Annotated in this window: 25 protein-coding genes; 13 read left to right on the top strand and 12 right to left on the bottom strand. The window is 38.9% G+C overall.

What is annotated here, in order from left to right:
- Positions 1–255 precede the first annotated feature (255 nt).
- A complete protein-coding gene (locus AS4_RS02350; protein ID WP_096732902.1) occupies positions 256–819 on the top strand; it encodes a hypothetical protein in 564 nt (187 codons plus the stop codon).
- A 36-nt stretch (positions 820–855) separates the two neighbouring features.
- On the opposite strand, the gene AS4_RS02345 is transcribed toward AS4_RS02350, so the two are convergent.
- Complete coding sequence (locus AS4_RS02345) at positions 856–1,173, bottom strand: hypothetical protein (RefSeq protein ID WP_004718064.1); 318 nt, start codon at positions 1,171–1,173, stop codon at positions 856–858.
- Between the two features lie 331 nt (positions 1,174–1,504).
- Positions 1,505–2,623: an endonuclease/exonuclease/phosphatase family protein gene (locus AS4_RS02340; RefSeq protein WP_034611639.1), complete on the bottom strand. Its 1,119-nt coding sequence runs from the start codon at positions 2,621–2,623 to the stop codon at positions 1,505–1,507.
- A 185-nt stretch (positions 2,624–2,808) separates the two neighbouring features.
- On the opposite strand from AS4_RS02340, the gene asd reads away from it, so the two are divergent.
- The 5 genes from asd (at position 2,809) to truA (ending at position 8,769) form a co-directional block, all read left to right on the top strand.
- Positions 2,809–3,927 (top strand): aspartate-semialdehyde dehydrogenase, encoded by a 1,119-nt coding sequence (asd, locus tag AS4_RS02335; protein WP_004718072.1) that lies wholly within the window; start codon positions 2,809–2,811, stop codon positions 3,925–3,927.
- 162 nt (positions 3,928–4,089) lie between these two features.
- Positions 4,090–5,595, top strand: coding sequence for a FimV/HubP-related protein (locus AS4_RS02330; protein WP_096732900.1), 1,506 nt, complete (start codon positions 4,090–4,092; stop codon positions 5,593–5,595).
- Positions 5,596–5,641: 46 nt separating this feature from the next.
- Positions 5,642–6,940, top strand: coding sequence for a hypothetical protein (locus AS4_RS02325; protein ID WP_096732898.1), 1,299 nt, complete (start codon positions 5,642–5,644; stop codon positions 6,938–6,940).
- 48 nt (positions 6,941–6,988) lie between these two features.
- Positions 6,989–7,963, top strand: a complete 975-nt coding sequence (locus AS4_RS02320) for an asparaginase domain-containing protein (protein ID WP_096735470.1) — start codon at positions 6,989–6,991, stop codon at positions 7,961–7,963.
- A gap of 8 nt (positions 7,964–7,971) precedes the next feature.
- Positions 7,972–8,769, top strand: coding sequence for a tRNA pseudouridine(38-40) synthase TruA (gene truA, locus AS4_RS02315; RefSeq protein WP_004718082.1), 798 nt, complete (start codon positions 7,972–7,974; stop codon positions 8,767–8,769).
- A 52-nt stretch (positions 8,770–8,821) separates the two neighbouring features.
- On the opposite strand, the gene AS4_RS02310 is transcribed toward truA, so the two are convergent.
- A complete protein-coding gene (locus AS4_RS02310) occupies positions 8,822–9,571 on the bottom strand; it encodes an SMI1/KNR4 family protein (protein ID WP_096732896.1) in 750 nt (249 codons plus the stop codon).
- 111 nt (positions 9,572–9,682) lie between these two features.
- Positions 9,683–10,693, bottom strand: a complete 1,011-nt coding sequence (locus tag AS4_RS02305) for an AraC family transcriptional regulator (RefSeq protein WP_004818793.1) — start codon at positions 10,691–10,693, stop codon at positions 9,683–9,685.
- A gap of 228 nt (positions 10,694–10,921) precedes the next feature.
- Here AS4_RS02305 and infA point away from each other — a divergent pair, with 228 nt between their 5' ends.
- Both infA and AS4_RS02295 read left to right on the top strand, forming a co-directional pair.
- On the top strand, positions 10,922–11,143 hold the full coding sequence (gene infA / locus AS4_RS02300) for a translation initiation factor IF-1 (protein WP_004718087.1): 222 nt from the start codon (positions 10,922–10,924) through the stop codon (positions 11,141–11,143).
- A gap of 360 nt (positions 11,144–11,503) precedes the next feature.
- Entirely contained in the window at positions 11,504–11,905 is a 402-nt protein-coding gene (locus AS4_RS02295) for a hypothetical protein (RefSeq protein WP_096732894.1), read from the top strand.
- A gap of 145 nt (positions 11,906–12,050) precedes the next feature.
- Here the strand turns inward: AS4_RS02295 and leuB are convergent, their stop codons facing one another.
- From leuB to leuC, 4 genes are all read right to left on the bottom strand, one after another.
- On the bottom strand, positions 12,051–13,130 hold the full coding sequence (leuB, locus tag AS4_RS02290) for a 3-isopropylmalate dehydrogenase (RefSeq protein WP_004818789.1): 1,080 nt from the start codon (positions 13,128–13,130) through the stop codon (positions 12,051–12,053).
- A gap of 42 nt (positions 13,131–13,172) precedes the next feature.
- The gene (locus tag AS4_RS02285) at positions 13,173–13,742 is read right to left on the bottom strand and encodes a hypothetical protein (protein ID WP_004718093.1); all 570 of its coding nucleotides are present in this window, start codon (positions 13,740–13,742) and stop codon (positions 13,173–13,175) included.
- A 105-nt stretch (positions 13,743–13,847) separates the two neighbouring features.
- Positions 13,848–14,498: a 3-isopropylmalate dehydratase small subunit gene (gene leuD / locus AS4_RS02280; RefSeq protein ID WP_004718096.1), complete on the bottom strand. Its 651-nt coding sequence runs from the start codon at positions 14,496–14,498 to the stop codon at positions 13,848–13,850.
- A gap of 21 nt (positions 14,499–14,519) precedes the next feature.
- The gene (gene leuC, locus AS4_RS02275) at positions 14,520–15,968 is read right to left on the bottom strand and encodes a 3-isopropylmalate dehydratase large subunit (RefSeq protein ID WP_004718099.1); all 1,449 of its coding nucleotides are present in this window, start codon (positions 15,966–15,968) and stop codon (positions 14,520–14,522) included.
- Positions 15,969–16,391: 423 nt separating this feature from the next.
- Between leuC and AS4_RS02270 the strand changes: the two genes are divergently transcribed.
- Positions 16,392–16,640 (top strand): DUF2061 domain-containing protein, encoded by a 249-nt coding sequence (locus tag AS4_RS02270; protein ID WP_171066891.1) that lies wholly within the window; start codon positions 16,392–16,394, stop codon positions 16,638–16,640.
- A 29-nt stretch (positions 16,641–16,669) separates the two neighbouring features.
- Here AS4_RS02270 and AS4_RS02265 read toward each other — a convergent pair whose 3' ends face one another.
- Positions 16,670–17,521 carry a glycine-rich domain-containing protein gene (locus AS4_RS02265; protein WP_227548114.1) on the bottom strand — a complete coding sequence of 284 codons (852 nt, stop codon included), beginning with the start codon at positions 17,519–17,521 and terminating at the stop codon, positions 16,670–16,672.
- 208 nt (positions 17,522–17,729) lie between these two features.
- On the opposite strand from AS4_RS02265, the gene AS4_RS02260 reads away from it, so the two are divergent.
- Positions 17,730–18,587, top strand: a complete 858-nt coding sequence (locus tag AS4_RS02260) for a LysR family transcriptional regulator (protein WP_004718104.1) — start codon at positions 17,730–17,732, stop codon at positions 18,585–18,587.
- Between the two features lie 109 nt (positions 18,588–18,696).
- Here AS4_RS02260 and AS4_RS02255 read toward each other — a convergent pair whose 3' ends face one another.
- Positions 18,697–18,939, bottom strand: coding sequence for a DUF2789 domain-containing protein (locus AS4_RS02255; protein WP_004718105.1), 243 nt, complete (start codon positions 18,937–18,939; stop codon positions 18,697–18,699).
- Positions 18,940–19,117: 178 nt separating this feature from the next.
- On the bottom strand, positions 19,118–19,768 hold the full coding sequence (locus tag AS4_RS02250; RefSeq protein WP_096732890.1) for an HAD family hydrolase: 651 nt from the start codon (positions 19,766–19,768) through the stop codon (positions 19,118–19,120).
- A 184-nt stretch (positions 19,769–19,952) separates the two neighbouring features.
- Between AS4_RS02250 and AS4_RS02245 the strand changes: the two genes are divergently transcribed.
- Positions 19,953–20,456, top strand: coding sequence for an RNA pyrophosphohydrolase (locus tag AS4_RS02245; RefSeq protein ID WP_004718109.1), 504 nt, complete (start codon positions 19,953–19,955; stop codon positions 20,454–20,456).
- 77 nt (positions 20,457–20,533) lie between these two features.
- Positions 20,534–22,828 (top strand): phosphoenolpyruvate--protein phosphotransferase, encoded by a 2,295-nt coding sequence (ptsP, locus tag AS4_RS02240; RefSeq protein ID WP_004718112.1) that lies wholly within the window; start codon positions 20,534–20,536, stop codon positions 22,826–22,828.
- A 31-nt stretch (positions 22,829–22,859) separates the two neighbouring features.
- On the opposite strand, the gene AS4_RS02235 is transcribed toward ptsP, so the two are convergent.
- Entirely contained in the window at positions 22,860–23,048 is a 189-nt protein-coding gene (locus tag AS4_RS02235; protein WP_096732888.1) for a DUF7230 family protein, read from the bottom strand.
- A gap of 327 nt (positions 23,049–23,375) precedes the next feature.
- Between AS4_RS02235 and AS4_RS02230 the strand changes: the two genes are divergently transcribed.
- The gene (locus tag AS4_RS02230) at positions 23,376–24,401 is read left to right on the top strand and encodes an OmpA family protein (RefSeq protein ID WP_004818772.1); all 1,026 of its coding nucleotides are present in this window, start codon (positions 23,376–23,378) and stop codon (positions 24,399–24,401) included.
- Positions 24,402–24,591 lie beyond the last annotated feature (190 nt).

Here is a 24,591-nt window from a genome sequence, read left to right as displayed (position 1 = left end):
GAGATATGAAATTTAGTCATTCTAAATAATGAGAAACATCGTTTCGCAAGGTAACGATGTAGCAGCAAAAAACACTCTAGTCCCGAAGGGTTGTGGCTAAAATTATCTCAGTCTGTGTTATGAAACTCGAAAATAGTCTCGCTATTCTCTTCGTTTCATGCCTTGCCTGCTCAATTTTAGCCTACAACGCAAGCCATTTATGAAATGTCAACAGACCCTAAGCGGAATACATTCAAATTTAAGGAAAATAAAACAATGAATATCGCCAATAAAGTTCTTTTTTCGTGTTTGATCAGTTTCAGTTTGATGTTTACCGCATGTTCAGAGCAAAAAGCAGATATCGCCCAAAACAAAACCTCAGAAACTACGTCTAGTGCAACAACTCAAGGCAATTGGAAAAGCAAAGCGACTGAACTGAGTACAGCCAACGCTACAGAGATTACAACAGACTTGGCTCAACTTAATCAGATCGTCAATCACGCAAATACCCAAGCACTTCAATTAAGAGCGGAGCTTCGATCAACTACTCCCCAACCTGAAAAGCGCCAACAGATTTTACTCAAAGCCAATGATATACAAGCGAAAACTCAACAACAAATCATGGCATTAAATTTAAACAGTAGTGAAGTACAAAGTCTACGCACACAAATGATTGATAATTTAATCACCAGTCAGAAAATGTATACGCTTTCAACAGCCTCAGATTTTAATGCAAATGCACCCAGTGATGAATTTAAGCAACTTGGTAAACGTTCAATGGCGCTTCAACAAAAAATTTCTGCTGAAATGGACGCCTTAAATCAACATTATGGAAAATAAAAATAATTTGGATCATAAGTGGGTTAAGTAGAAAAACTAACCTTTCCATACCCGAAAACGCGCCATCGCCCAAATCACATAAGGCCAAAAAATCATATTGACTATGCTATGGATACTTTCCCAAATACGCCAATAACCTCTACCAAAAATATCTGCGCGTGCATTAAAGATTTCAATTACAAAGGCAAACACCACTGTGGCGATAATCGCAAGATTTGATTTAAGTTGTCTTTTATGAATTGCAGCAACAATAAAATAGATGATTAAACCTGCATAGATAAATAAAGCATCACTACTTAAACCAGTAAAATGTTTAAGACTTGAAGCGAATTCTTGAACTTTTGCGAGAAACATAGCCACTCTTTTTTATTTTCAATTTTGTCTATTCTAAATTATATACCATAAATAAAGCATAACCCGAGTTCTGCATCCTGCAAAACTCGGGTTCATGAGGTTGTGCTTTCACATCTTATTCTTATTTTCTTGGTTATCCATTCCAACATCAAATCCTTGATGATTGCTCCATCGACTTCGTCTTCCTTAGTGAGATTTTCCGTTCTCATTCCCTGTGTCGATAAGTAAAGATTAAAACGAATATGCTTTGCATGCTATCCGCTTAGGGCCTAAATCCATGTAAGTAATTGCTTACAAAAATCAGCCATTTTTTAATTTTATTGTCAGACAATCAGGTTCCAGCTTTATAACTTTGCGCAATTTCATCAGTCACCAACTTCTCCTCTTTCTCTGCTTTTTCAATCCCTTCCTGAATTGCCTCTTGCGCTTCCCTTTCATCTGCATCAGTTTGCTCTAACTCTTCTTGAGTTTGCTCAAAAATACGCCCTGTTTGTAATACCACATAAATCGGAAAATGATCTGAACCCACATGAGGCAGTCGTTGCATATGTACTAAAGCAAAATCTGTACTGTGAAATAAATGATCCAAAGACCATCTCAAAAATTTATAGTCAGCATGGAAGGTGTTGATATATCTGCGCCCCACACGTGGATCAAGCAAACCACTGATACGCTGAAATAAACGTGTTGTGCGAGACCAAGCAACATCGTTTAAATCACCCATAACAATACAGCTCTCATCCAAGTCTTTGATCTGATCCCCCACAATAAGCAATTCAGCATCACGTAAAGTCGAGTCTTTGGCTTCTGTTGGGCTTGGTGGTTTGGGATGTAAACAATACAGTTGCACCGCTTGCCCAGATGGTAAAATCACCGTGGTATGAATAGACGGAATTTCATCACTGAGAATGAATTTAACCTCTGTATCGACCAGCTTGAGTTTGCTATACAAATGCATCCCATAGAGATTGTCTAAAGGTATAGCCACACGATAAGGATAGTCTTTTTCAATTTGAGCCAATTCATTTTGCCAAGTTTGATCAGTTTCAAGTGTCAAAACAATATCTGGCTGGTGCTGTTCAATTTGCTCAAGCAATAAGTGATATTGATCATTCGGTGTCAGCACATTCGACACAATCACTGAAATTTGCTGATCAGGATTAAGCTGATCTTTGCTCACCTGTTTGACTTGTTTCTTCCAAATGAAGGTATAAGGCAAAACCATCTTTAATTGAAAAGCTAAGGCAGCTATCAATAAAAATAAAATCACTTCACGAGCCAAGTCCCACGGCGCTGTCCAAAACAACATCAAGACCAAGGCAATCAAACCAACAAATAATATCTGCAAGCGTGGAAAATCAGCACCTCTAAACCACCATTCATCACGGGGAATCAGTGACCAGAAACTTAGCCAAATCACGATCAACGCAAGTACTTCTATCCAGATCATATTTTGTCACTCTTATATTCTTAATTTTTGAATGATTCATAAATTAATATCAATTTTGCATGTATCATAAACAAGATATATTGCACAATATAGTTGTGTTTTCATTGTGTATGCTATTGCAGTTACACACTCTTTTGATACACTCAAACCCCCTTTTATTTTTTAACGCACCGAGGCAAAGTGACATGAAAGTAGGTCTGGTCGGTTGGCGCGGGATGGTTGGTTCTGTCCTTATGCAACGTATGGTTGAAGAGAATGATTTTGCTCATTTTGAGCCATTCTATTTCTCTACCAGTAACGCAGGTGGTGAATCGCCTGCTTTTGGTGGTAAAACTGCTCCAGCACTTATGGAAGCGACGGACATTACCAGTCTGAAGCAAATGGATGTCATTATTACCTGTCAAGGTGGCGACTATACATCAGAAGTCTTTCCTCAGCTAAAAGCTGAAGGTTGGAAAGGCTATTGGATCGATGCAGCTTCTACATTACGTATGGATGATGAAGCAATCATCGTACTCGACCCAGTCAACTTAAATGTTATCAAAGACGGTTTGGTCAATGGTATTAAAACATTTGTTGGCGGTAACTGTACGGTTTCTTTGATGTTGATGGGCATGGGTTCACTGTTCCAACACAATTTGGTGGAATGGATGACGGCAATGACGTATCAAGCCGCTTCAGGTGCTGGCGCGCAAAACATGCGTGAGCTGATCACAGGTATGGGGTATTTATATAACAATACTCAAGACTTGTTAGATGATCCACGTTCTGCGATTTTAGACATCGACAGCCGAATTGCCGAATTACAACGTGGCGAAGGTTTTCCGAAAGCAAACTTCGGTGTGCCTTTAGCGGGTTCGTTGATCCCTTATATTGATAAGCAACTTGAAAGCGGTCAATCTAAAGAAGAGTGGAAAGGTCAAGTTGAAACCAACAAGATCCTAGGTAATGCTCAGATTGTTCCAATTGATGGTCACTGTGTACGTATTGGTGCAATGCGTTGTCACTCTCAAGCCTTAACATTGAAATTGAAAAAAGATGTTCCGCTTGATGAGATTGAGGACATGATTCGTCAGTCTAACCAATGGGCAAAAGTGGTTCCAAATACACGTGATGCATCAATGACGGATCTTACTCCAGTCGCTGTAACAGGAACTCTATCTGTGCCAGTAGGTCGTTTACGTAAATTAAATATGGGTAAAGAGTATTTAGGCGCATTCACTGTAGGTGACCAATTACTTTGGGGTGCTGCTGAGCCTTTACGTCGTATGTTACGTATCTTAATCGACTATAAAAATGCTTAAAGTCACAAAAAACTCATAAACAATGAAAAAGCCGATCTATCTTGATCGGCTTTTTTATGTAACTATATTTATGTAACTCTAATGTTAATATTTTACATATAGACTACAGCTAAATATTGTATTATGGGGATGCCTTGAACTTTGTCAGAGCAATGGATAGAGATGACTGTATATAACAAATTAAAAATTGCCATTTTAGCCATCATGACGTCGCAAGCGGTGAGTGCGATTACAATAGACCCGATTCAAGTTCAATCAGGGTCTGGTGATCTGCTTTATGCTGAAATGAAGTTTAGTAATGCAAATCCAAATGAAAAAATAGAAGTCGGATTAGCCGATGCAGATGATATTCAAAATATTGGCATTTCCACGCAAGCACCTGGACATTTAAATTTCTATACTCGTCGTTCAGGAGATGGCACTGGGGTGATTGTGATTACCTCTTCTCGTCCGATTGTTGAATCTGAATTAAATATATTATTAAAAGTCAAAGAAGGGAGTGCGACCCATATTCAGCAGGTCAAAGCCCCATTGACCCGTGGGCGTAGCAACGTCCCTGCTCCAATGAGCAATGCTTTAGTCAAAGAAAAGCCTCTGACACCTCAAATCATCGTCAGTGAAAAAGATATTGCATTAAATTTACCAACCAGCACGCAATACCACGTGACAACGCCAGAAGTCGTAACTCCACCAGCTATGGCAACCAAAGCAACGACGACAACGGATTCAGCTGGTACTTTAGCGATTAATGTAATTGCACCACCAGCACTCAAAACAGAACAAAAACCAACCACAGTTGCGACAAACACACCGCCTGCGGCTACAACCAATACTCCGAACCCTCTTCAAAGCAATCATCAAAGCAGTGCTCAGAATACGCCACAAACACCGACGGTAACTGTACAACAAGTGCCTCAGCCACCAGCCGAAAAAGCACCAGTGCAATCTGCAAAAGCTCAGACCCCACCCGCTAAATTAGACGAGCAAAAAGCAGAATCACAAAAGCCAAAAGATTCCAAAGCTGAGACCAAGCAAGCAAAATCGAATGAGCCTCGCGTAGCGAAATCGAAAGCGGAGTCACAAAAAGCGCTTAAACAGGAAAAAACCAATAAAGCATTAGATAAACAACCTAAGCATATTGTTCAGGCCAATGAGTCACTGTGGAAAATTGCTTCTCGGATTGCAGCAGAAACTAATCAAAGCGTTCCAGAAGTGATGCGACAAATTAAAGCAAATAATGCCAATGCGTTTATTCAAGGTGATGTAAACCGTATTCGTCGTGGTGCTGCACTCAATCTTGCAGCCAGCTATCGTCAAATACCACAAAGCAAAAATAAAGTTGCAACGGCTGCACCTGAAATTGCCAAAAAGCAATCGGGTTCTGCCAAATATCGTTTAGACCAAGCAGAAATGAGTTTAGTCGCAGACAATGAACAACCCGCTGCTCAGAGTCAAGGAAAGCAAAATACACAGTTGAATCAGACCACTACTGAATTATCTACAAAAGTTATGACTTCTCGTGAAAAAACGGTTAAATTACAGAAGAATGTGAACCAACTTGCAGCAGGTTTACAACAAAAGAATCAACGAATTCAATTATTAAATGCTCAGCTCGCTCAATTGCAACAGCAATTACAACAGCAGAATGCAAAAAAACCAAATAGTTAGGATATTCAAAATATTGATTCATTGTGCTCAATGAAGGGGAAATAAAATGTTGTTGTATGTGATTCCATTTGTTCTACTCTTGGTCGTGGCGATCGTGCTCAAAAAACGAGAGGATGCCAATAAAGAGAGCGCCAGTACCAATAACAAAAAAAGTAACAATAAAAAGACGTCAAAGAAAAATGTTGCACGCACTGCGCGTACCTCAAAAAAACAACAGACCACTGTTGTTGAAGATGAAGTTATTGTTAAACAAGCAACAAAACCATTAAGCCCTGAATTAAAAACTAATATTGAAAAGCTAATTGCTGAGAAAAACTATTTTTCTGCTGAAGCAAAAATCAATCAAGTTTTAAACCAAGATAATGCTCAACATGAACTTTATCTTTATCTTTTAGATGTGCATCTGGCACAAAAAGATGAATTTGCAGTGAATCAGTTGATTAATCATATTCGTTCATTGGGCTTAGACGAAATCGTCATTCAAGCCGAAGAACGACGAAAAGCCAATCAAGCTGATCACCCAGTTGAATCGATTGCTTTTGAACCATCAAGCCCTGTCGTGCCAGAAAGCAAAAATACAGCTGCCTTTGATGCCTTGATTGGAAATACAGAAACAATTTCACAACCCGCTGTATCTAAAACCGAAACGCAAAATCTGGCACAAGTCGATGCGCTAGAATTCGATCATTCAACGCTTGTTGAGCAGAAAGTTGAGACACCGCAACAACCTGTTCAGCCTTTAGAATTTAATTTAGATCCTGCACCTGAAAAAGCGCCAACAACAACACCTGAGCTTTCTTTTGAAGTAGTTCCTCCTGCCCCAGAAATTAAAACTGAAACTGTCAAACCGTTAGAGTTTACGTTTACAGCAAATGAACCTACAACAGTTCCAGTTGAAAAAGCGGCAGAAGTTGAAATCGCACCAGAATTCAAACTTGATTTTGCTGAACCGATTACGCCAGTAGCTACTGAAGAAAGCACACCAGTACATGATTTTGAATTTAAACTAACGCCTACTGAACCTGAGGCACAGCCCACTTTTAGTTTTGATTTAGATCCAAAACCTGAAACAGTTGAGCAAGTGCATAGTACAGCAACACTTAGCCTTGAAACGCCTAGTGAAGCTGAAACCAGTCTGGCCATAGATGCAAACGACCCATTACTCCATTCATTCCCTGAGCTGGCTCAAGTGAATGAAGTTCAATTAAATTTAGACCTTGCTCAACAATATCTAAATTTGGGTGCATATGCTTCAGTTCGTGAGCTACTCTCACAAAATGAAGCAGCGTATACCGCTGAACAACGCCAACAATCACAAAATTTACTCAATCAAATAGCTTCTTAAATCTATTCGTCTTAAGATAAAGTAGTCATGAATGGCTGCTTTTTTATTATGAACAAAAAAATTGCTTTAATTTACATGGGTGGAACTTTTGGCTGTATTGGCGAGCCTTTAGCTCCGATGCCTGATGCTGAGTTTATTCCACAACTCAAAAAGGTCTTAGCACCTCAGTTTAAAATTGAGTGCTTTAAGGCGCCCAGTATCAAAGACAGTAGTGCATGCACAGCCATTGACTGGCTTATGCTGATTCAACAAATACAAAGCCTACAACTCCAAAATTTCCAGCACTTTGTCATTATTCATGGTACAGATACGCTCAGTTATGCTGCTGCGACCTTATCTCGCTTTTTAGCTGAGTCCTGTCATGTCGTCCTTACTGGAAGCCAATATCCACTGCTCAATATTCAAGGGGACAATACTCGAGAATTCACCGATGCGCTGGATAATTTAAATACTGCACTGGATGCCGTCACTCGACTTCCTGTAGGCGTGTATTTGGCTTTCTACCATCAAGTGATTCATGCAAGAACCACATTAAAAGCCCATAGCACTGCTTTAGATGCGTTTAAAGGACTTAAAGCCGAACAGCAAATAGCGGTAGATCATTCCGTCATTCAGGTACAACTTTCACATATCGAAAAAGCCAAATCGCTCAATATCGTCAATTGGATGATGGTGCCGACTGAAATATTACAGGTTGAACATAATCTGGAAAATTTCTCCAAACATGCTCCGCATTTCCTGATCATTCAAGCTTATGGGGTAGGTAATTTAGCCGTAAATGCGGGCATTATCCAAAAAATTAAAAACTTGCAGGAAAATGGCTGCCAAATCATTTTATCGACTCAAGTGCCTCTAGGCGGCATGGATCAACGCTATGCGATTAGCCAATGGATCAAAGATTCAAAAATTTTAGTCAGTGATGCACTGAGCCAAGCAGATCTTTATGCCAAAATTGTTAAAATTTATTTACAATACCCCTCTTCGGAACAATGGCATGACCATTGGTATGATCATCCTGAATAGAGGTATTTATGCAACGTTTTGCAATTGGTATTGAGTTTTGTGGCATGCGATATAAAGGTTGGCAAACTCAACAGCCTGGCGTACGTAGTATTCAGGAAACCATGGAAAAGGTGCTCAGTAAAATTGCCGACGAACCTATTATTTTACATGGTGCGGGTCGTACTGACGCGGGTGTCCATGCGACCAATATGGTGGCCCACTTCGACACCAATGCGATTCGCCCTATACGAGGTTGGTTAATGGGTTCAAATAGTCAATTGCCCAAAGACATTTCAATCCAATGGATTAAAGAAATGGATAACGATTTCCATGCACGCTTTAAGGCAAAGGCTCGTCGTTATCGTTATGTGGTCTATCAATCGGCAAACCGCCCTGCCTTGTTACATAAACAAGTAACACATGCCTATTATCCACTCGATGTGGATAAAATGATTGAAGCGGCGCAAAAATTTCAAGGTACGCATAATTTTGAAAGCTTTCGTGCTGCGGCATGTCAGTCCAATCAACCTGTACGTCATGTCAAACATTGCCGCTTAATTCGCCATGGCAACTATCTAGTTCTCGATATTCAGGCAGATGGCTTCTTACACCACATGGTACGTAATATCATGGGCTGCTTACTTGAGATTGGCCAAGGTCTATATGAAGTAGATCATATTGATGAAATTTTTGCGGCACAAGATCGTAAAGCGGCAGGAATCACCGCACCACCAGATGGACTTTATTTTATTCATGCAGATTACCCAGAACAATTTGAATTGCCTCAACCACCTTTAGGGCCACATTGGTTAAATATGCCTGAATAATTTTTTCGAGCTATATATAAAAAAATCCTTCTCAATAGAAGGATTTTTTCACTTACCAGAATTTCCACCACGCTTTTCGAGGCTGAGTCTTTGCTTGAGTGAATTGTTGCTGAGGAGTTTCTTGTTGATTTTGCTTCAATTCAGAATTATTTTGCTGGTTTTTACCCGTATTTTCTTGATGAATCTTTTCTGCAATTTCTTCAAGAGATTGATCCAACCATAATTCATACCAATCTAAAAAAGGTATTCTATCCGTATTACCGAACTCGTGCGAAGGATAAATCCCACCATCATTGGCCCGATCATCTGTCCAAATATGACCACATTCTGCACCATTTACAACGAGATTTAAACTTACCCCACAACCATAATTACAAATTGCGAGTACACCATCCATTTGATGTTGATGAAATTCAGAATATTGCCGTTCGTATTCTTCCTCATCCTCCTCATCACATGTAGGCTCAAAAAATTCATTCCAAGGCTGGGTATGTGGAAATGCTAAATTGGGATGAAGCAGATTATCATTATTTGGATAATCCAAATCTGTAAAAAGTACCTTTTCAAAAGGCTCTATTCCATAATATGGTCCAGCACCACCATTTCCAAGCTGAGTCAAAAAAGCAACATAATCTTTGGGTAATTGAATTTGATAGCTACTTTCAAATTGTTCAATCACGTCTAATGATAAACAGGGATTTAAACGATATTGATGGCGATTTGCACCAAATAAAGTGCAATGTGTATCCAGTGCTTTCAACTGCTCTAATTTTTGTTGAATTCTTTGTAATTGTTCATTCATTGACTTTCTCTATTTATGATTGGATTTTTAATATATTAATCATACAGCATAATAAAAAAACTTCGAATTTTACAATTCGAAGTTTTTAGTCTTATTCTCTAAATTTAACCACTAACGCTGTTTACGCTTTCTATATTCCACAGGCGTTTCATTGGTCCAGCGTTTAAATGCGCGGTAAAAAGTACTTGGCTCAGAGAATCCAGTCAAATAAACAATACGCTCAACACTTTCAGTGGTATTGGCCAATAATTTCTTGGCTAAGCGACAACGATAATCTGAAAGAATTTGCTGAAAGCTGGTGTTGGCTTCCGAAAGCTGTGTACGTAAACGACGTGGGGTAATGCTGAGTTGTGCAGCAACAGTTTCAAGGGTTGTTTCACCACTTTCCAAGGTTGAACCTATCGCACGGCGTACTTCACCCACCAAATCATAACGTGCAAGCTCTTGTAGTTTTTCAATTGCAAGTTGTTCATGCAATTGCAATAACTCAGGCTCCGCTTGCCACAATGGATATTCTAAAATTGAAGGATCAAAATAAAGACGTGTCTCCTTTTGCCCTAAACTGACAGGACAACCATAAACACGATAATACTCACCATCAGAAGCACCATTGGTAAAATTAAAATCGATATAAATCGGTTCAAAACGTCCTTCAGTGATAAATTTAAAGAAGCGTAAAATCCCTGAAATAGCACATTCTGAAAAATGACGATTGACGATGTTCTCACCCCAAGGCTGCTCACCATTGGTTAAATAACAACGTCCATCGTCATCAATGATCAATTTGGCATGAAATGCATCGCTAATTAAACGTTGATAAGCCAAAGCACGCTTTAAGCCTTCGCCAAAGTTTTCACTTGAAATAAACAGGTGTTCGATTACTTGCCCACGATACAGTGGCAAGTGCTCTCCGAGGTGTAAACCAATATCTGGATCATTACTGACTTCCTCCGCAGCGACCCAAAATGCAAATTGTGCATTCAACGGTGTTCGAGCATTTTGGTCAACCTGACCCAATGCTACCCCAGCCTTTGATAATATTTCTTCTGTCGGCAATCCTGCACGACGGATCGCTTGATAGCCTAATCGTAAAACAACCGAAGCATCAGTTAGCTGACTCACGCAGTGCCCTTCCTTGTATGTTATTCATTTATACTTAAAACATTTAATTTAGATTACAGTCGATTGACCAAACTGACAATATTTATCCGCTTTTTTTTGTAGAAATTGTTTAACAATATGTTCGCTTATTTTCAAGTCATCTACCGCCTTGTAATGCCGAATATTCTTGTCTTTCTGCAAAAAATTGCCTATAATTTGCGCCTTTCCAATTTGATCATCAGGTAGGCTATGGCCAATAAAGAGGAACTTATCGAGTTCGAAGGCGTTGTCACCGAAACGCTTCCTAATACTATGTTCCGTGTGCGTTTAGAAAACGGTCACGAAGTGATTGCTCACATTTCTGGTAAAATGCGTAAACACTATATTCGTATTTTAACAGGCGATAATGTAAAAGTTGAAATGACACCATATGACTTAACAAAAGGTCGTATTACATATCGTGCACGCTAAGTTTTAGTGTAAGCAAAAGCCACTTTTAGGTGGCTTTTTCATTATCCACAAGATTTACCCTCCTGCTTACGATCTTTTATCGTCTGGCAACTATACATCTGACACATTAAAATCTGTTTCCTATACCTATTTATCATTTGTAATCCATTTACTTCAAAGTTGATAGCACTAATTTGTTCTAAATTTTAATACAACTGATCTTTTCACAGCTTCACCAGTCCAGTCTGTTTGACGCTTATTTAGTAAAATCTATACCACTTGGTTTGCTCTGCAACCAAGCTACATACATATGGCTGTATATTTATTATACTGAATAGAAATCATTTCTAAATTAAGTTAACTATGGATTAGGTGAAACTTATGAAAATACATGTATGTATGTTTTTATTGGCATCTGTTGCACTTGTTGGATGTAAAAGCTTAAACACCCGACCTGCAAATTTAGATCAATATTTACAGCAATTTATTGGTAAAACCAGTGCTGAAATTCAAAGCAATTTAAATTTTAAGGCAATGGGGTATCAGGTAAGCGATAAAATCCAAACCAGTAATAGCACCTTAAGCTATACCATCCTTAGACCAATCAATATCCCCATGGCAGGAGGCAATGCGACTGTAGGCTCTAATGCAATGGGTATGCCAGTGATTCGTTATGATACGATGGGCACACCAAGCTATGACATAAATTTTAATTGTAAAGTCACTTTCCAATTAAAAGATGGTGTTGCTGAATCTGTAGAGTATTTAGGTCGAGCCTGTTAGCTATTTTAAAGCGAATCTAATACCCATCGCTATAATGGCGAGAATATGGATAGACTTTTATCAAAACTTATCAAAAGCTAAAATTTAACAATAAAAAACACAGCTTAAGCTGTGTTTTTTATTACCAACCATTTAAAACAGGTATTTAAGCAATCGCCGCAACAACAGCCTCGCCCATTTCAGCCGTACCAACTTTACGCATACCATCAGACATAATATCGCCAGTACGCAAGCCTTGGTCTAAAACTTGCCCTACAGCATCCTCAATGGCTTTTGCAGCCACTTCTTCACGGAAGGTGTAGCGTAGCATCATTGCCACAGAAAGAATGGTAGCAAGTGGATTGGCAACGTTTTGGCCAGCAATGTCAGGAGCAGAACCATGACAAGGTTCATACATACCTTTGCCACTCTCATCTAAAGAGGCAGATGGAAGCATACCAATAGAGCCGGTTAGCATTGCTGCTTCATCGGAAAGAATGTCACCAAACAAGTTCCCTGTCACAATCACATCAAACTGTTTTGGCGCACGAACCAATTGCATTGCTGCATTATCGACGTACATATGTGAAAGTTGAATATTTGGGTATTGTTGTTCTTTAAGTGCAGTCACTGTCTGCTTCCAAAGCTCAGTCACTTCAAGCACGTTGGCTTTATCCACTGAACAAACTTTACCACCGCGTAAGTTTGCCATTTCAAAAGCAACTTTTGCGATACGTTTAATTTCAGACTCTGAATAAACGTCAGTGTTATAACCTTGCTTCTCACCATTTTCGAGTTCACGAATACCGCGTGGTTGACCAAAGTAGATGCCACCCGTCAGTTCACGAACAATAAGGATATCTAATCCAGAAACAATCTCTGGTTTAAGACTAGATGCATCCGCCAATTGCGGATAGAGAATTGCAGGGCGTAAGTTAGCAAATAGATTTAATTCACTACGAATTTTCAATAAACCACGTTCTGGGCGAATTGAACGTTCAATATTATCCCATTTTGGACCGCCTACAGCACCCAGTAAAATTGCATCTGCTTTTTTCGCTTGTTCCGCTGTTACAGCAGGGTAAGGTTCGCCATGTGCATCAATTGCTGCGCCCCCTAACAAACCTTGTTCCCATGTTAAACCTAAATTAAATTTATCATTGACACGTGTCAGTACTTTTTCAGCAGCAGCAACGATCTCAGGACCGATACCATCACCTGCCAAAATCAAAATTTGTTTAGACATTTGTAGTTCCATTTATTTTTCAGTATCTATACTGATGTGAGATTAAATCTTCTGTTCAACAAATTCGCTCACGCCCGTCACCGCATTATGCGGGCGACAAAAACGGCGAATTGTCCGTTTTTCTTGAATCATATCGACACATAGCGGTGTCGGTGAAGAAACATTCAGTAAACTTCCTGAACCCTGTGACCTTAAGCGATACATCTTAAATGTGTATTTTTGATTTGCTTTAAAATCATGAATAACATGGAAAACTTCAGCATGCTGTTTAGTGATTGGATAGAATCGAATCACCATCTCATATTGCTGAGGTGGAATCGTTAAATAAACACCATTTTGATCTAAAGGCTCACCCGTTAATTTGAGATAACCCTTTTGAATGGCGCTACGATTGGCACGTTGTGCACGTTCATCCATGATAATCACATCATTTAAGCGCGCAAATTCACAATGCTCTGCACCTGAACAATAGACAGAAACCGAATTTTGGCTGACATGTTTATTTTCAGCTTGCTTGATACGCATTAAATCAACCATTTGAGTGGATTGACATGCACTAAGCATAAAGCTTGTTAAACCGATTAAAACACTGCAACTCAAAAACTTAGTCATTGCTCAACCCCAACCCTCACTTCACTGAGTCAACATTCATTTTGTTATACTCGCATGTTAGCAAGAGTTAGGCATTCACGCTATGTGTAAAATGTTCGCTGAAAATTAACCTTGAATTTCAGCAAATACCCAAGGGCGTGATTGTTTGGTTTTTTCTTCATAAGCACGAATTTCATCCGCAGCCTGTAAAGTCAAACCAATATCATCCAAGCCATTCAATAAACAGTGTTTACGAAATGGATCGACTTCAAATTTAAAAGCTTCACCACTTGGTGTACGGACTTCTTGAGCTTCTAAATCAATGGTTAATTGATAGCCTTCCTGAGCAGCACATTCTTTAAATAATTGATCAACAACAGATTCAGGTAAAATCACTGGCAACATGCCATTTTTAAAGCTGTTATTGAAAAAGATATCAGCGTAGCTTGGTGCAATCACTGTGCGAAAACCATACTCTTCCAATGCCCAAGGCGCATGTTCACGACTTGAACCGCAACCAAAATTGGCACGAGAAATAAGCACAGATGCCGCTTGGTAACGTGGCTGATTCAAAATAAAATCAGGATTCTTCGGACGTTTAGAATTGTCCTGCCCCGGATAACCTTCATCTAAATAACGTAATTCATCAAATAAGTTATCCCCAAAACCGGTGCGTTTAATTGATTTTAAAAACTGTTTTGGAATGATTAAGTCGGTATCTACATTGGCACGGTCTAAGGGTGCAACAATACCCTGTTCAACGGTATAAGCTTTCATGTCTTTGCTCCTTAAGCCTGATTAGAATGAACGTACATCAACAAAGTGACCTGCAATTGCTGCCGCAGCTGCCATTGCTGGACTGACAAGGTGAGTACGTCCACCATTGCCCTGACGGCCTTCAAAGTTACGATTTGAAGTCGATGCACAATGTTCACCCGGTTGTAACTTATCAGCATTCATCGCCAAACACATTGAACAACCTGGCTCACGCCACTCAAAACCAGCTTCGATCAAGATTTTATCTAAACCTTCCGCTTCCGCTTGTTGTTTCACTAAACCAGAGCCTGGAACAACCATGGCCTGTTTAATACTAGACGCTACTTTTTTACCTTTTGCCACTTCTGCAGCAGCACGAATATCTTCAATACGTGAGTTGGTGCAAGAACCAATGAATACGCGGTCTAATTGAATATCAGCCAATGCCTGACCTGCATTTAAACCCATATATTGATACGCACGGGTCCAGTCATTACGCTGTACATCATCTTTGGCCTGTTCCAAAGTTGGAACTGCTTGAGAGACAGGAATTACCATCTCAGGAGAAGTCCCCCAAGACACTTGTGGTTCAATTTCTTCACCATTTAAAACCACGATCGTATCAAAATGTGCATTTTCATCAGAATGTAAAGTATTCCAATACGCGACTGCCGCATCCCACTGTTGGCCTGTTGGTGCATAAGGACGATCTTTAACATATTCAATCGTTTTGTCATCGACAGCAACCATACCAACACGCGCACCGCCTTCGATTGCCATATTGCACACAGTCATACGCCCTTCAATCGACATATCACGGAATACCTGACCACCAAATTCAATCGCATGCCCTGTACCGCCAGCCGTTCCGATTTTACCAATAATTGCCAAAACCACGTCTTTTGGGGTAACGCCTTGACCTAATGTTCCGTCAACACGCACCAACATGTTTTTCATTTTCTTCTGTACTAAGCATTGTGTTGCCAATACATGTTCAACTTCGGACGTTCCGATCCCGTGTGCCAAACAACCGAATGCGCCATGTGTCGCTGTATGCGAGTCACCACATACCACCGTCATACCCGGTAAAGTTAAACCTTGTTCTGGTCCAACGACATGTGCAATACCTTGACGCACATCGTTAATGTCAAACTGCACTACATTAAAGGTTTTACAGTTATCGTCTAAGGTCTGAACTTGGATACGAGAAGTATCATCTTCAATCCCAGCAATCCCTTCTGAACGCTCTTTGGTTGATGTAGGAACATTATGGTCAGGTGTTGCAACGTTAGCACTTAAACGCCAAGGTTTACGCCCAGCAAGTTGTAAGCCTTCGAATGCTTGTGGAGAAGTCACTTCATGCAATAAATGACGGTCGATATAAAGTAATGCTGAACCATCATCACGTTGTGTTACAAGATGGTCATCCCACAATTTGTCATACAAAGTTTTTACTGATTCTGTTTTTGCTTTTTGGTTTTCGCCTGCCATGTCGAAATGCTCCACTGGACTGGGTGATTCTTTCATTCACTCAATTATAACCACGTTTTTACATAAATCTAATTTATCATTTTTATTAATTTAAAAACTTTTTGGAATTGATTTTATCCAAATAAATGCTCCTAAAATCACCTTTATAAAGTATTTAAATCAATGATATATTTTCAATGACTTTAAAAGCACTTGGCTTAATCATCAAGAAAAAATAGAGCTTAGACCAATAAATGTACGTCCTAAACCATAAATTAAGCAAATCCATTATTTAAAAAGAACTCAATAATTCCTATATCAACAATTACGATGCAATGTATAAAGAATAAAATATCGCTTTATCCAATCAACATTAATCAAAAAAACCTTTTTACATTACAATTGATAATGATTATTATTTAACTATTGAATTAATAAGTGGTGATTCTCATGGCGAGTATCCAAAATTTCCTACAAAGCAATCAACGTGTTTTCAAAAAAACCTTAAGCTATTACATCATGCATATCACAGTGGCGATGTTAGTTGCTTATGCGGTGACTGGTAATTTTTGGATGGCTGTGACATTAAGTTTACTTGAACCGACTGTACAAGCATTTGCATTCTTTTTCCATGAAAAGGCTTGGAATAAACGAGACCAAAAGGCAGCTCAAAGCACTGAAATTAAAATCTAAATCAGATGTATTTTCTGTGGCTGGGGCTGCTAATCACCACCGCCTCCTCCACAGCTGCTACAACTACTACAAGAAGAAGATGAGTCAGAACTTGTACTATGTGAATGGCTCGAATCACTAGATGAGCTTGATCCTGAACATGAGCTAGAAGAACATGATGATGTTGCAGAAGCCTGTGGAAAATCTGAAGTTGAACTCATCATTTGGCTATACATTGTCATCATAAACGGTAAGCTAAAAATTAAACCCCGCTCCCATCGAACATGGGCATCAACCTGAAAAATTCGAGGTAAGACCTGCGTGTTTTGTGGATTCAATCCATGTAAAGCACATGCCCCATGCCAAGTATTGAGCAATTGCTGTCTTTGAGCAGCCCGCTGTGATTCTGTTACTTGTAAATCATGCGGTTTATGAATCAGTTCATAACCTAAAAAACGTTGGCTCATGGACTGATAAAAGTCATCAAATTCTTCAATCAATATATGCCATAACGCATCCACTGAGTGTGAAGGCATTGCATAAGCTCCCCTACGCCACAAATGAATTGCTGAATAGTCTTTAAAACCCTCTTCAATCAATGGATAAGAAGATTGTCGAGTGTTTGGATGTCTTTGTTTAAAAGCAAGCCAAATACGATTTGGAAATTTAAAATTCTCCAACTCTTGCATTTTTCTTAGGCGATTTAAACGAAGCTTCAACCAAATTATGCTGAGAATAGCGATGATAATGATGGGGAAATAGATATTGAAAAAATATACAAAGATTAAGCCTAGAGCAGAAAATATCAGTATCGTGGTAAAAAATCGAAGCCAAGTTTTAAGGAACGTATTTCTAGGATGTTGTTGAAAATAGTGAATGGTGGTGTTTGTTGGTTGATTCAAATAGCTTTCCTTTTGTTGTTTTTATGCGCTGAATATAAATGAGCTTTGCTTAAATTGTACAGTAAAAAGTTGTATTAAAATTTTTCCAAAGCACGAATAGAACCAATCACTTTGCTAAAAATAAAAAAATTTGAAAATTACTTTGATTAATTCTTAAATTTTCTAAATAATGAATTACGCATAAAAATTCTTTATGGATGGAAATATTATGAATCTCGCTGCTTTTGAAGCCTTTGTCAAAGTTATGGAAACTGGTTCGATTTCTATGGCAGCAGAACATCTGTTTATTACTCAGCCAGCTGTCACCAAGCGCATACATAGCTTAGAAGAATATTTCGGCGTCAAACTTTTTGAGTCTGCAGGTCGTGGTGTTCAAGCCACACATGCAGCGCATTCATTATTACCTAAAGTAAAAAACTGGTTAAATGAATTGGGAGATATTCACCATACCCTGAGTCATGAGCAAGGTGAAGTTCGAGGAAAACTCAAGATTGGCACCAGTCACCATATTGGCCTACACCATTTACCACAGCATTTAAAAAAATATGTACAGCACTTTCCTGAAGTCAAACTAGATGTACATTTTGTGGACTCTGAGCAAGCGCATGAACAAGTGCTTGCTGGGGATTTAGAACTGGCATTTTTAACCCTTCCGCCACAAGGTGATGAGCGTTTGCGTTATATCACGATTTGGAATGATCCTTTGGTATTCGTGGTTGCACCTTTTCATCCTTTGGCACAAAAAAAGAACCTTAAGCTTGAAGATCTGATCGAATACCCAAGCTTATTACCAGCAGCACAGACTTATACCAGTCAAATCACCTTGGCAGAATTTGAAAAGAAAGGTTTGAAGCCAAAAATTACCATGAGCAATAATCCACTTGAATCTATTCGTATGTTGGTTTCCATTGGTTTAGGCTGGTCTGTATTACCTAAAACCTTGTTAAATCAAGACTTACAACAACTTGATATTCGTTTCGAAATGAACCGCCAATTGGGTATGGTTTGGCATCCTGGACGTACTCAGTCTAGAGCTGTACAGGAATTGATTGAGATGATGAAATAATCCCTGCAATAAAAATCCCTTATCTTGTTACTCAAGATAAGGGATTTACATATTATTAAGCAATGACCATGCTTATCATTGCTCGATAAAGTCTTCATTGCACAATTTTTTACTTTACTGAGTCTTCATGTAGAGACTCATTTAACTGATCAACCACTAATGCCCATTCACCATCAGATTTAATTTTTTCAGCAAGAAACTGACGTTGTCCCTCACTCCAATAAGATGCGTCTGTAATTAGAGTATCTGCATCCAACTGGTGATTTTCAATAAAACTTTGAATTGCTTCTTCGCTAGAATCCAAGCCGAGTTGTTCAAATAAATTGGTCATTCTTGGACGTGTCTGGCTCATTATATAATCTCCGTCAGTTTTAAAAGTGCTCAAATCAACATAGCATTTTTACACTATAAATGAAGTACAAAATCTTCATTTATAAAAATATTTACAAAACTTCTCATTCTTGACAAAACAATCAAGCCATAAAAAAGCAGTGATCAACACTGCTTTAAATCACAATAATCAGCCCAGCTCAAATCGACCAATCTTGGATATCCCAACCCTGTTCTTTTGCCAGATGCTCAAGACGATCATCAGGATTTACTGCAATCGCATGGTCAGCATATTCCAATAAAAAACGATCATTAATCGAATCTGAATAAGCCCATGATTCAGTGACAGTACGACCATCGAGCCATTGATCCAAACGTGCCAATTTACCTTTTTGGTAACATGGAATATTGGTCACTTTCCCCGTGTACTTGCCATCTTTTATTTCAGCATTGGTCGCAATAATTTCGCTGATACCAAATTCACGAAAAATAGGTGCAGTAATAAAATCTGAGGTTGCCGTAATACCAACCAACGCATGGCCTAAATCTTTATGTTTTTGAATCGCGGCAAAACCAGCTGGACGCATTTGTGGACGAATCACTTTTTGCATAAATAACTGATGTAATTCAGTTAAATAATCATTATCGTGTTGAGTAAGAAACTCAAAGACAAATTCATTATAAGCAATTGGATCAAGCTTGCCTGCTTTATAGTCTTCATAAAACTGATCATTCATCGCACGATGTCGGACTGGATCGACCAAGCCTTCATTGACTAAGAACTCTCCCCAAGAATGGTCAGAATCTGTATTTAATAAGGTGTGATCTAAGTCAAACAGCGCCAATTCCATGAAAATACTCGTTTAAACTGAAATTTAAGAAAAAAATTGTAAATCTATCACCGCTAGTCGATAGAAATTCGTTAAGATCATAGCAATTTTAAAACATTATTACTTTGACTTTATCGAGTTGGACAAAAGAGTGTATGTCCCCATATATAAAGTCAAATGAAATTAACAAATTTTAGGTAGCCAAATGATCGACTCAGAAGGTTTCCGACCCAACGTCGGGATCATTTTGGCAAACGATATTGGACAAGTTTTATGGGCAAAACGCATTGGACACAATGCTTGGCAATTTCCTCAAGGAGGCATCCAGTTTGGAGAGACTCCTGAGCAAGCTCTATTTAGAGAACTACGAGAAGAAGTTGGGCTCCTACCCGAACATGTCCAAATTATTGCCCAGACAGATGACTGGTTGCATTATCGTTTGCCGCTTCGATACATTCGCTCGGATTCCGATCCGATTTGTATTGGACAAAAGCAAAAATGGTTTTTACTGAAACTCACAGCTTCAACGAAACATATTCAGTTGAATCTCTCTGACCCGCCGGAGTTTGATCAATGGCAATGGGTTAGTTACTGGTACCCGCTTGGACAAGTGGTGAATTTTAAACGAGATGTTTATCGTAAAGCGATGATGGAGTTATGTATGCGAATGCCGCAATATACAGCTGAAATTTCTTCAAAATATGAATGATTTTTCAAGGTAGTACTGTTATAAATAATACTGATGAAGTCGCTTTAAAACATAGCTTAAATTAGGAGCATACATCCATGTCGAACATGCAACTGGACACATTAAGACGTATTGTACAAGAGATCAATGCGTCAGTCAGTTTGCATGATTCTTTGGAAATCATGGTTAATCAAGTTTCCGAAGCCATGCATGTTGATGTTTGCTCTATTTACCTTTTAGATGAACGTAACCAACGTTATGTACTCATGGCAACCAAAGGCTTAAACCAAGAATCTGTAGGGACAGTTTCCTTACAACTTGGCGAGGGTTTGGTTGGTTTAGTGGGGCAACGTGAAGAGATTGTCAACTTAGACAATGCGTTTAAACATGAACGGTTTGCCTACTTCCCCGAGACAGGGGAAGAGATCTATAACTCGTTCCTTGGTGTTCCAGTCATGTATCGCCGCAAAGTGATGGGCGTGATGGTGGTTCAGAACACCGAACCTCAAGATTTTAGCGAGGCAGCAGAATCATTTCTGGTGACCTTGTGTGCACAACTCTCTGGGGTAATTGCTCATGCACATGCAGTGGGTAATATTGATGTTTTCCGTAAACCCAGCAATTCATCTAACTACAAGACCTTCCAAGGTTCATCAGGTGCAGGCGGTATTGCACTTGGTCGTGCCATCATCCTTTACCCTCCGGCAGATTTAGCTTCAGTTCCAGACCGTGATGCGGATGATATCAGTGAAGAACTTAAGCTTTTAGATCAAGCTATTGCATCTGTACGCAATGAAATTCAATCGCTTGATGACAAAATGCAAGATTCGCTCATGGCGGAGGAACGTGCTTTATTTAGCGTGTTCTTACGTATGTTGGATGAAAATGCCCTACCTGCTGAAATTAAAGAAATTATTCGAGATGGAAGCTGGGCGCAAGGTGCAGTTAAAAATGTGATTGAACGCCATGTTGCACTTTTTGCACAAATGGAAGATGACTATTTACGTGAACGTGTATCTGATTTAAAAGACTTGGGACGCCGGATCCTCGCAGCATTACAAGAAGGCGATACCAGTCATAAAGAGATCACCTCTGAAAGTATTTTAATAGGAGATGAGATCAGCACTGCTGCTTTGGTTGAGCTTCCTGTAGATAAAATCGCCGCGATTGTAACCTCTGAAGGGGCTGCCAACTCCCACATGGTGATTGTCGCCCGCGCACTCGGTATTCCAACTGTGGTGGGTGTTACTGAGCTGCCTGTAAATACACTTGATGACGTTGAAATGATTGTCGATGCTTATCAAGGTCGGGTTTTTGTCAATCCACCACGTCGTTTACGTACACGTTACAAAGAGATCCAAAAAGAAGAAGAACAAATTGCCAAAGATTTAAAGCAATATGAAACCAAAGATGCCATTACACCTGATGGTGTTGCTGTAAAGCTGTATGTAAATACTGGTCTGATGATTGATGTGGTACGTGGGGTTCAACGTGGTGCAAAAGGCGTAGGGCTTTATCGTTCTGAAATTCCATTTATGCTGCGTGAACGCTTCCCGGGCGAAGAAGAACAGCGTGCGATTTATCGTCAACAGCTGAGTCACTTTGCCAACAAACCTGTGGTGATGCGTACACTTGATATTGGTGCGGATAAAGACCTGCCATATTTCCAAATTGAAGAAGAAAACTCAGCTTTAGGATGGCGTGGCATTCGTTTTACCCTTGATCACCCTGAAATCTTTTCCTCACAAATCCGAGCAATGTTAAAAGCCAGTATCGGCTTAAACAATCTGCATATTTTATTGCCAATGGTCACCAGTGTCAGTGAAGTAGAAGAAGCACTTTACTTACTGGAACGTGACTGGATTGCGGTTCAAGAAGAAGAGCAAGTTAACTTCGCCAAACCGAAAATCGGGATTATGGTTGAAGTACCGAGTGTACTTTTACAAATTGGTGAATTTGCTGAATTGGTTGATTTCTTCTCAGTCGGTTCAAATGACTTGATTCAATATTTATTGGCAGTTGATCGTAATAATCCACGTGTATCCAGTGTTTATTCACACTTCCACCCTTCTGTACTTCGCGCTTTAACGCGTTTAGTTCAAGAATGTCATAAGTATGAAAAACCGATCAGTATTTGTGGAGAAATGGCAGGCGACCCACTCTCAGCCATTTTACTTATGGCAATGGGGTTCAATACCTTGTCAATGAGTTCAAGTAATATTCTGCGTGTGCGTAAAGCAATTTGTCATGTGTCGATGACAGATGCACAAAAGCTATTAGAAGAAGTGATTGCGATGAATAATCCACTCATGGTCAAGAGCTGGATGGAGTATTACTTTAAACATCATGGTTTGGCTGATATGGTGAAATCGAATCGTCTAGTCAATATTTAATTGTTTATTTTTATTAGATTTTTATAATTATTCAAGCAAAAATTGCAGTCCACAAAAAAGGCCGATAATCATCAGAATATCGACCTTTTTTGTGTTTATCATAACCACGTTTTGCATTCTTTTTACGATCTACAAACACTTGGCTTTTGTTGACTTCATGCATGTGCTTGGCCACAAAGTTGTGAATCACAACCTCTGGCATTACTTTTTTCTTTGCCATTTTCTTTACCTATTTTGCTGTATACCACTTGATCAGTGGGAATCTGATATTACGCTTTTTTGTGTAGAATACAAGTATTTGTATTGATCAAGTTTGTGACTATTTCCTATTGCACTCTTTTTACCTATTACATCAAGGTAAATTTGCTGATTTATCTCAAATTGATTTTAATCATCAGAAGATCATCTTTAATTTAATTAAAATTTTACAAATCAGCTTGAAAACTTCATGTAATTCATGAGTATTGTTATCTATAGTATTTAAAGAAATTTGAATATAAATATACTCAAAAAAATATAGGGTAATGAGTTAGAACTGGAGGATCATGTGTTCAATCAAAAGAAATTATCGAGTTTTCTACTATTGTTGGTTATTCCTACACTTGGTTTAATCGCATGTAGTAAACCTGAGAAAGCGGAAGTCATAACAACTGAATCAAGTGCGAGTTCTGTACCATCTGAAATTGTGAAAACTGAATCTACAGAGAACACTTTTGATCTCTCCAAGATTCCAATTTCAAATATTACACTCGGTCAGTTTCCATATATTTCTTTGCCAAATGGCTATCAGTTTCACGAAGCAACAAGCGTAAATTTTGAGAAAATACCATTTTGGACAGGTCAACATATCGAAAATGTTGAAGGTCAATTGTATAGTGCAGCCATTCAACAAAATGAAAATTATAAAGAAGGAAGTTTTTTAGAATTGCAACGTAATTTGGAAAATGTAATCCAGCAATTGGGTGGCAAACAAATTACCCAGAGTAAAATTCCTCAACAAGAATTAGAGAAGATCCCACAAAAATTCCAAGTCGATTATGTTGCAGGATTGGGAGATGTTTTTAATAACCCGACACAGACCTTTGTGATACGTCAAGCGAATAAAAATATTTGGTTCCAATTGACACAGACAGGGAATGGACATGCTGGCCTATTCGTCGCAGAAACTAAACCTGTTGAAATTACAGCTAAAGCATTAAGTTCAGACCAACTCAAAACAGCTTTGGATAAGGACAATAAAGTCAATATTGAGGTTAACTTTGCCACGGATCAAGCGAATATTTTGCCTGACTCTCAACCCCAAATTGAACAAGTTATTCAACTGCTAAAAAACAACCCTGAACTCAAATTGAGTATTAATGGTCATACAGATAATTCAGGTGATACCAAACATAATCAAACGCTTTCAGAACAACGTGCAAATGCTGTTGTTAAGGCTTTAACCAATAATACTGGAATTCAACAAAGCCGTTTAACAGCCAAAGGCTTGGGAGATACACACCCTATTGCGGATAATTCAACTGAAGACGGTAAAGCTTTAAATCGTAGAGTTGAGCTGATTAAATCTAATTAATTCTGTGAAATGCTGAGTTCAATGAACAAAGAAAACCCATTATAAATAAATGGGTTTTCTTTTAAAAATAGCTCACTCACTACATACACGATGTACACAATAAAACTCTATCTAGCAATCGTTTTACATCCACAGCTTGCACATCTAACATTTCAGCCACTCGTCCATAAAACACACTATAAGGTGTTTT

It is taken from the genome of Acinetobacter guillouiae, from assembly GCF_002370525.2.
Taxonomy (GTDB): domain Bacteria; phylum Pseudomonadota; class Gammaproteobacteria; order Pseudomonadales; family Moraxellaceae; genus Acinetobacter; species Acinetobacter guillouiae.
Note: the sequence above shows the minus strand (reverse complement) of the source record. Positions and strands in the feature narration are given on the sequence as shown.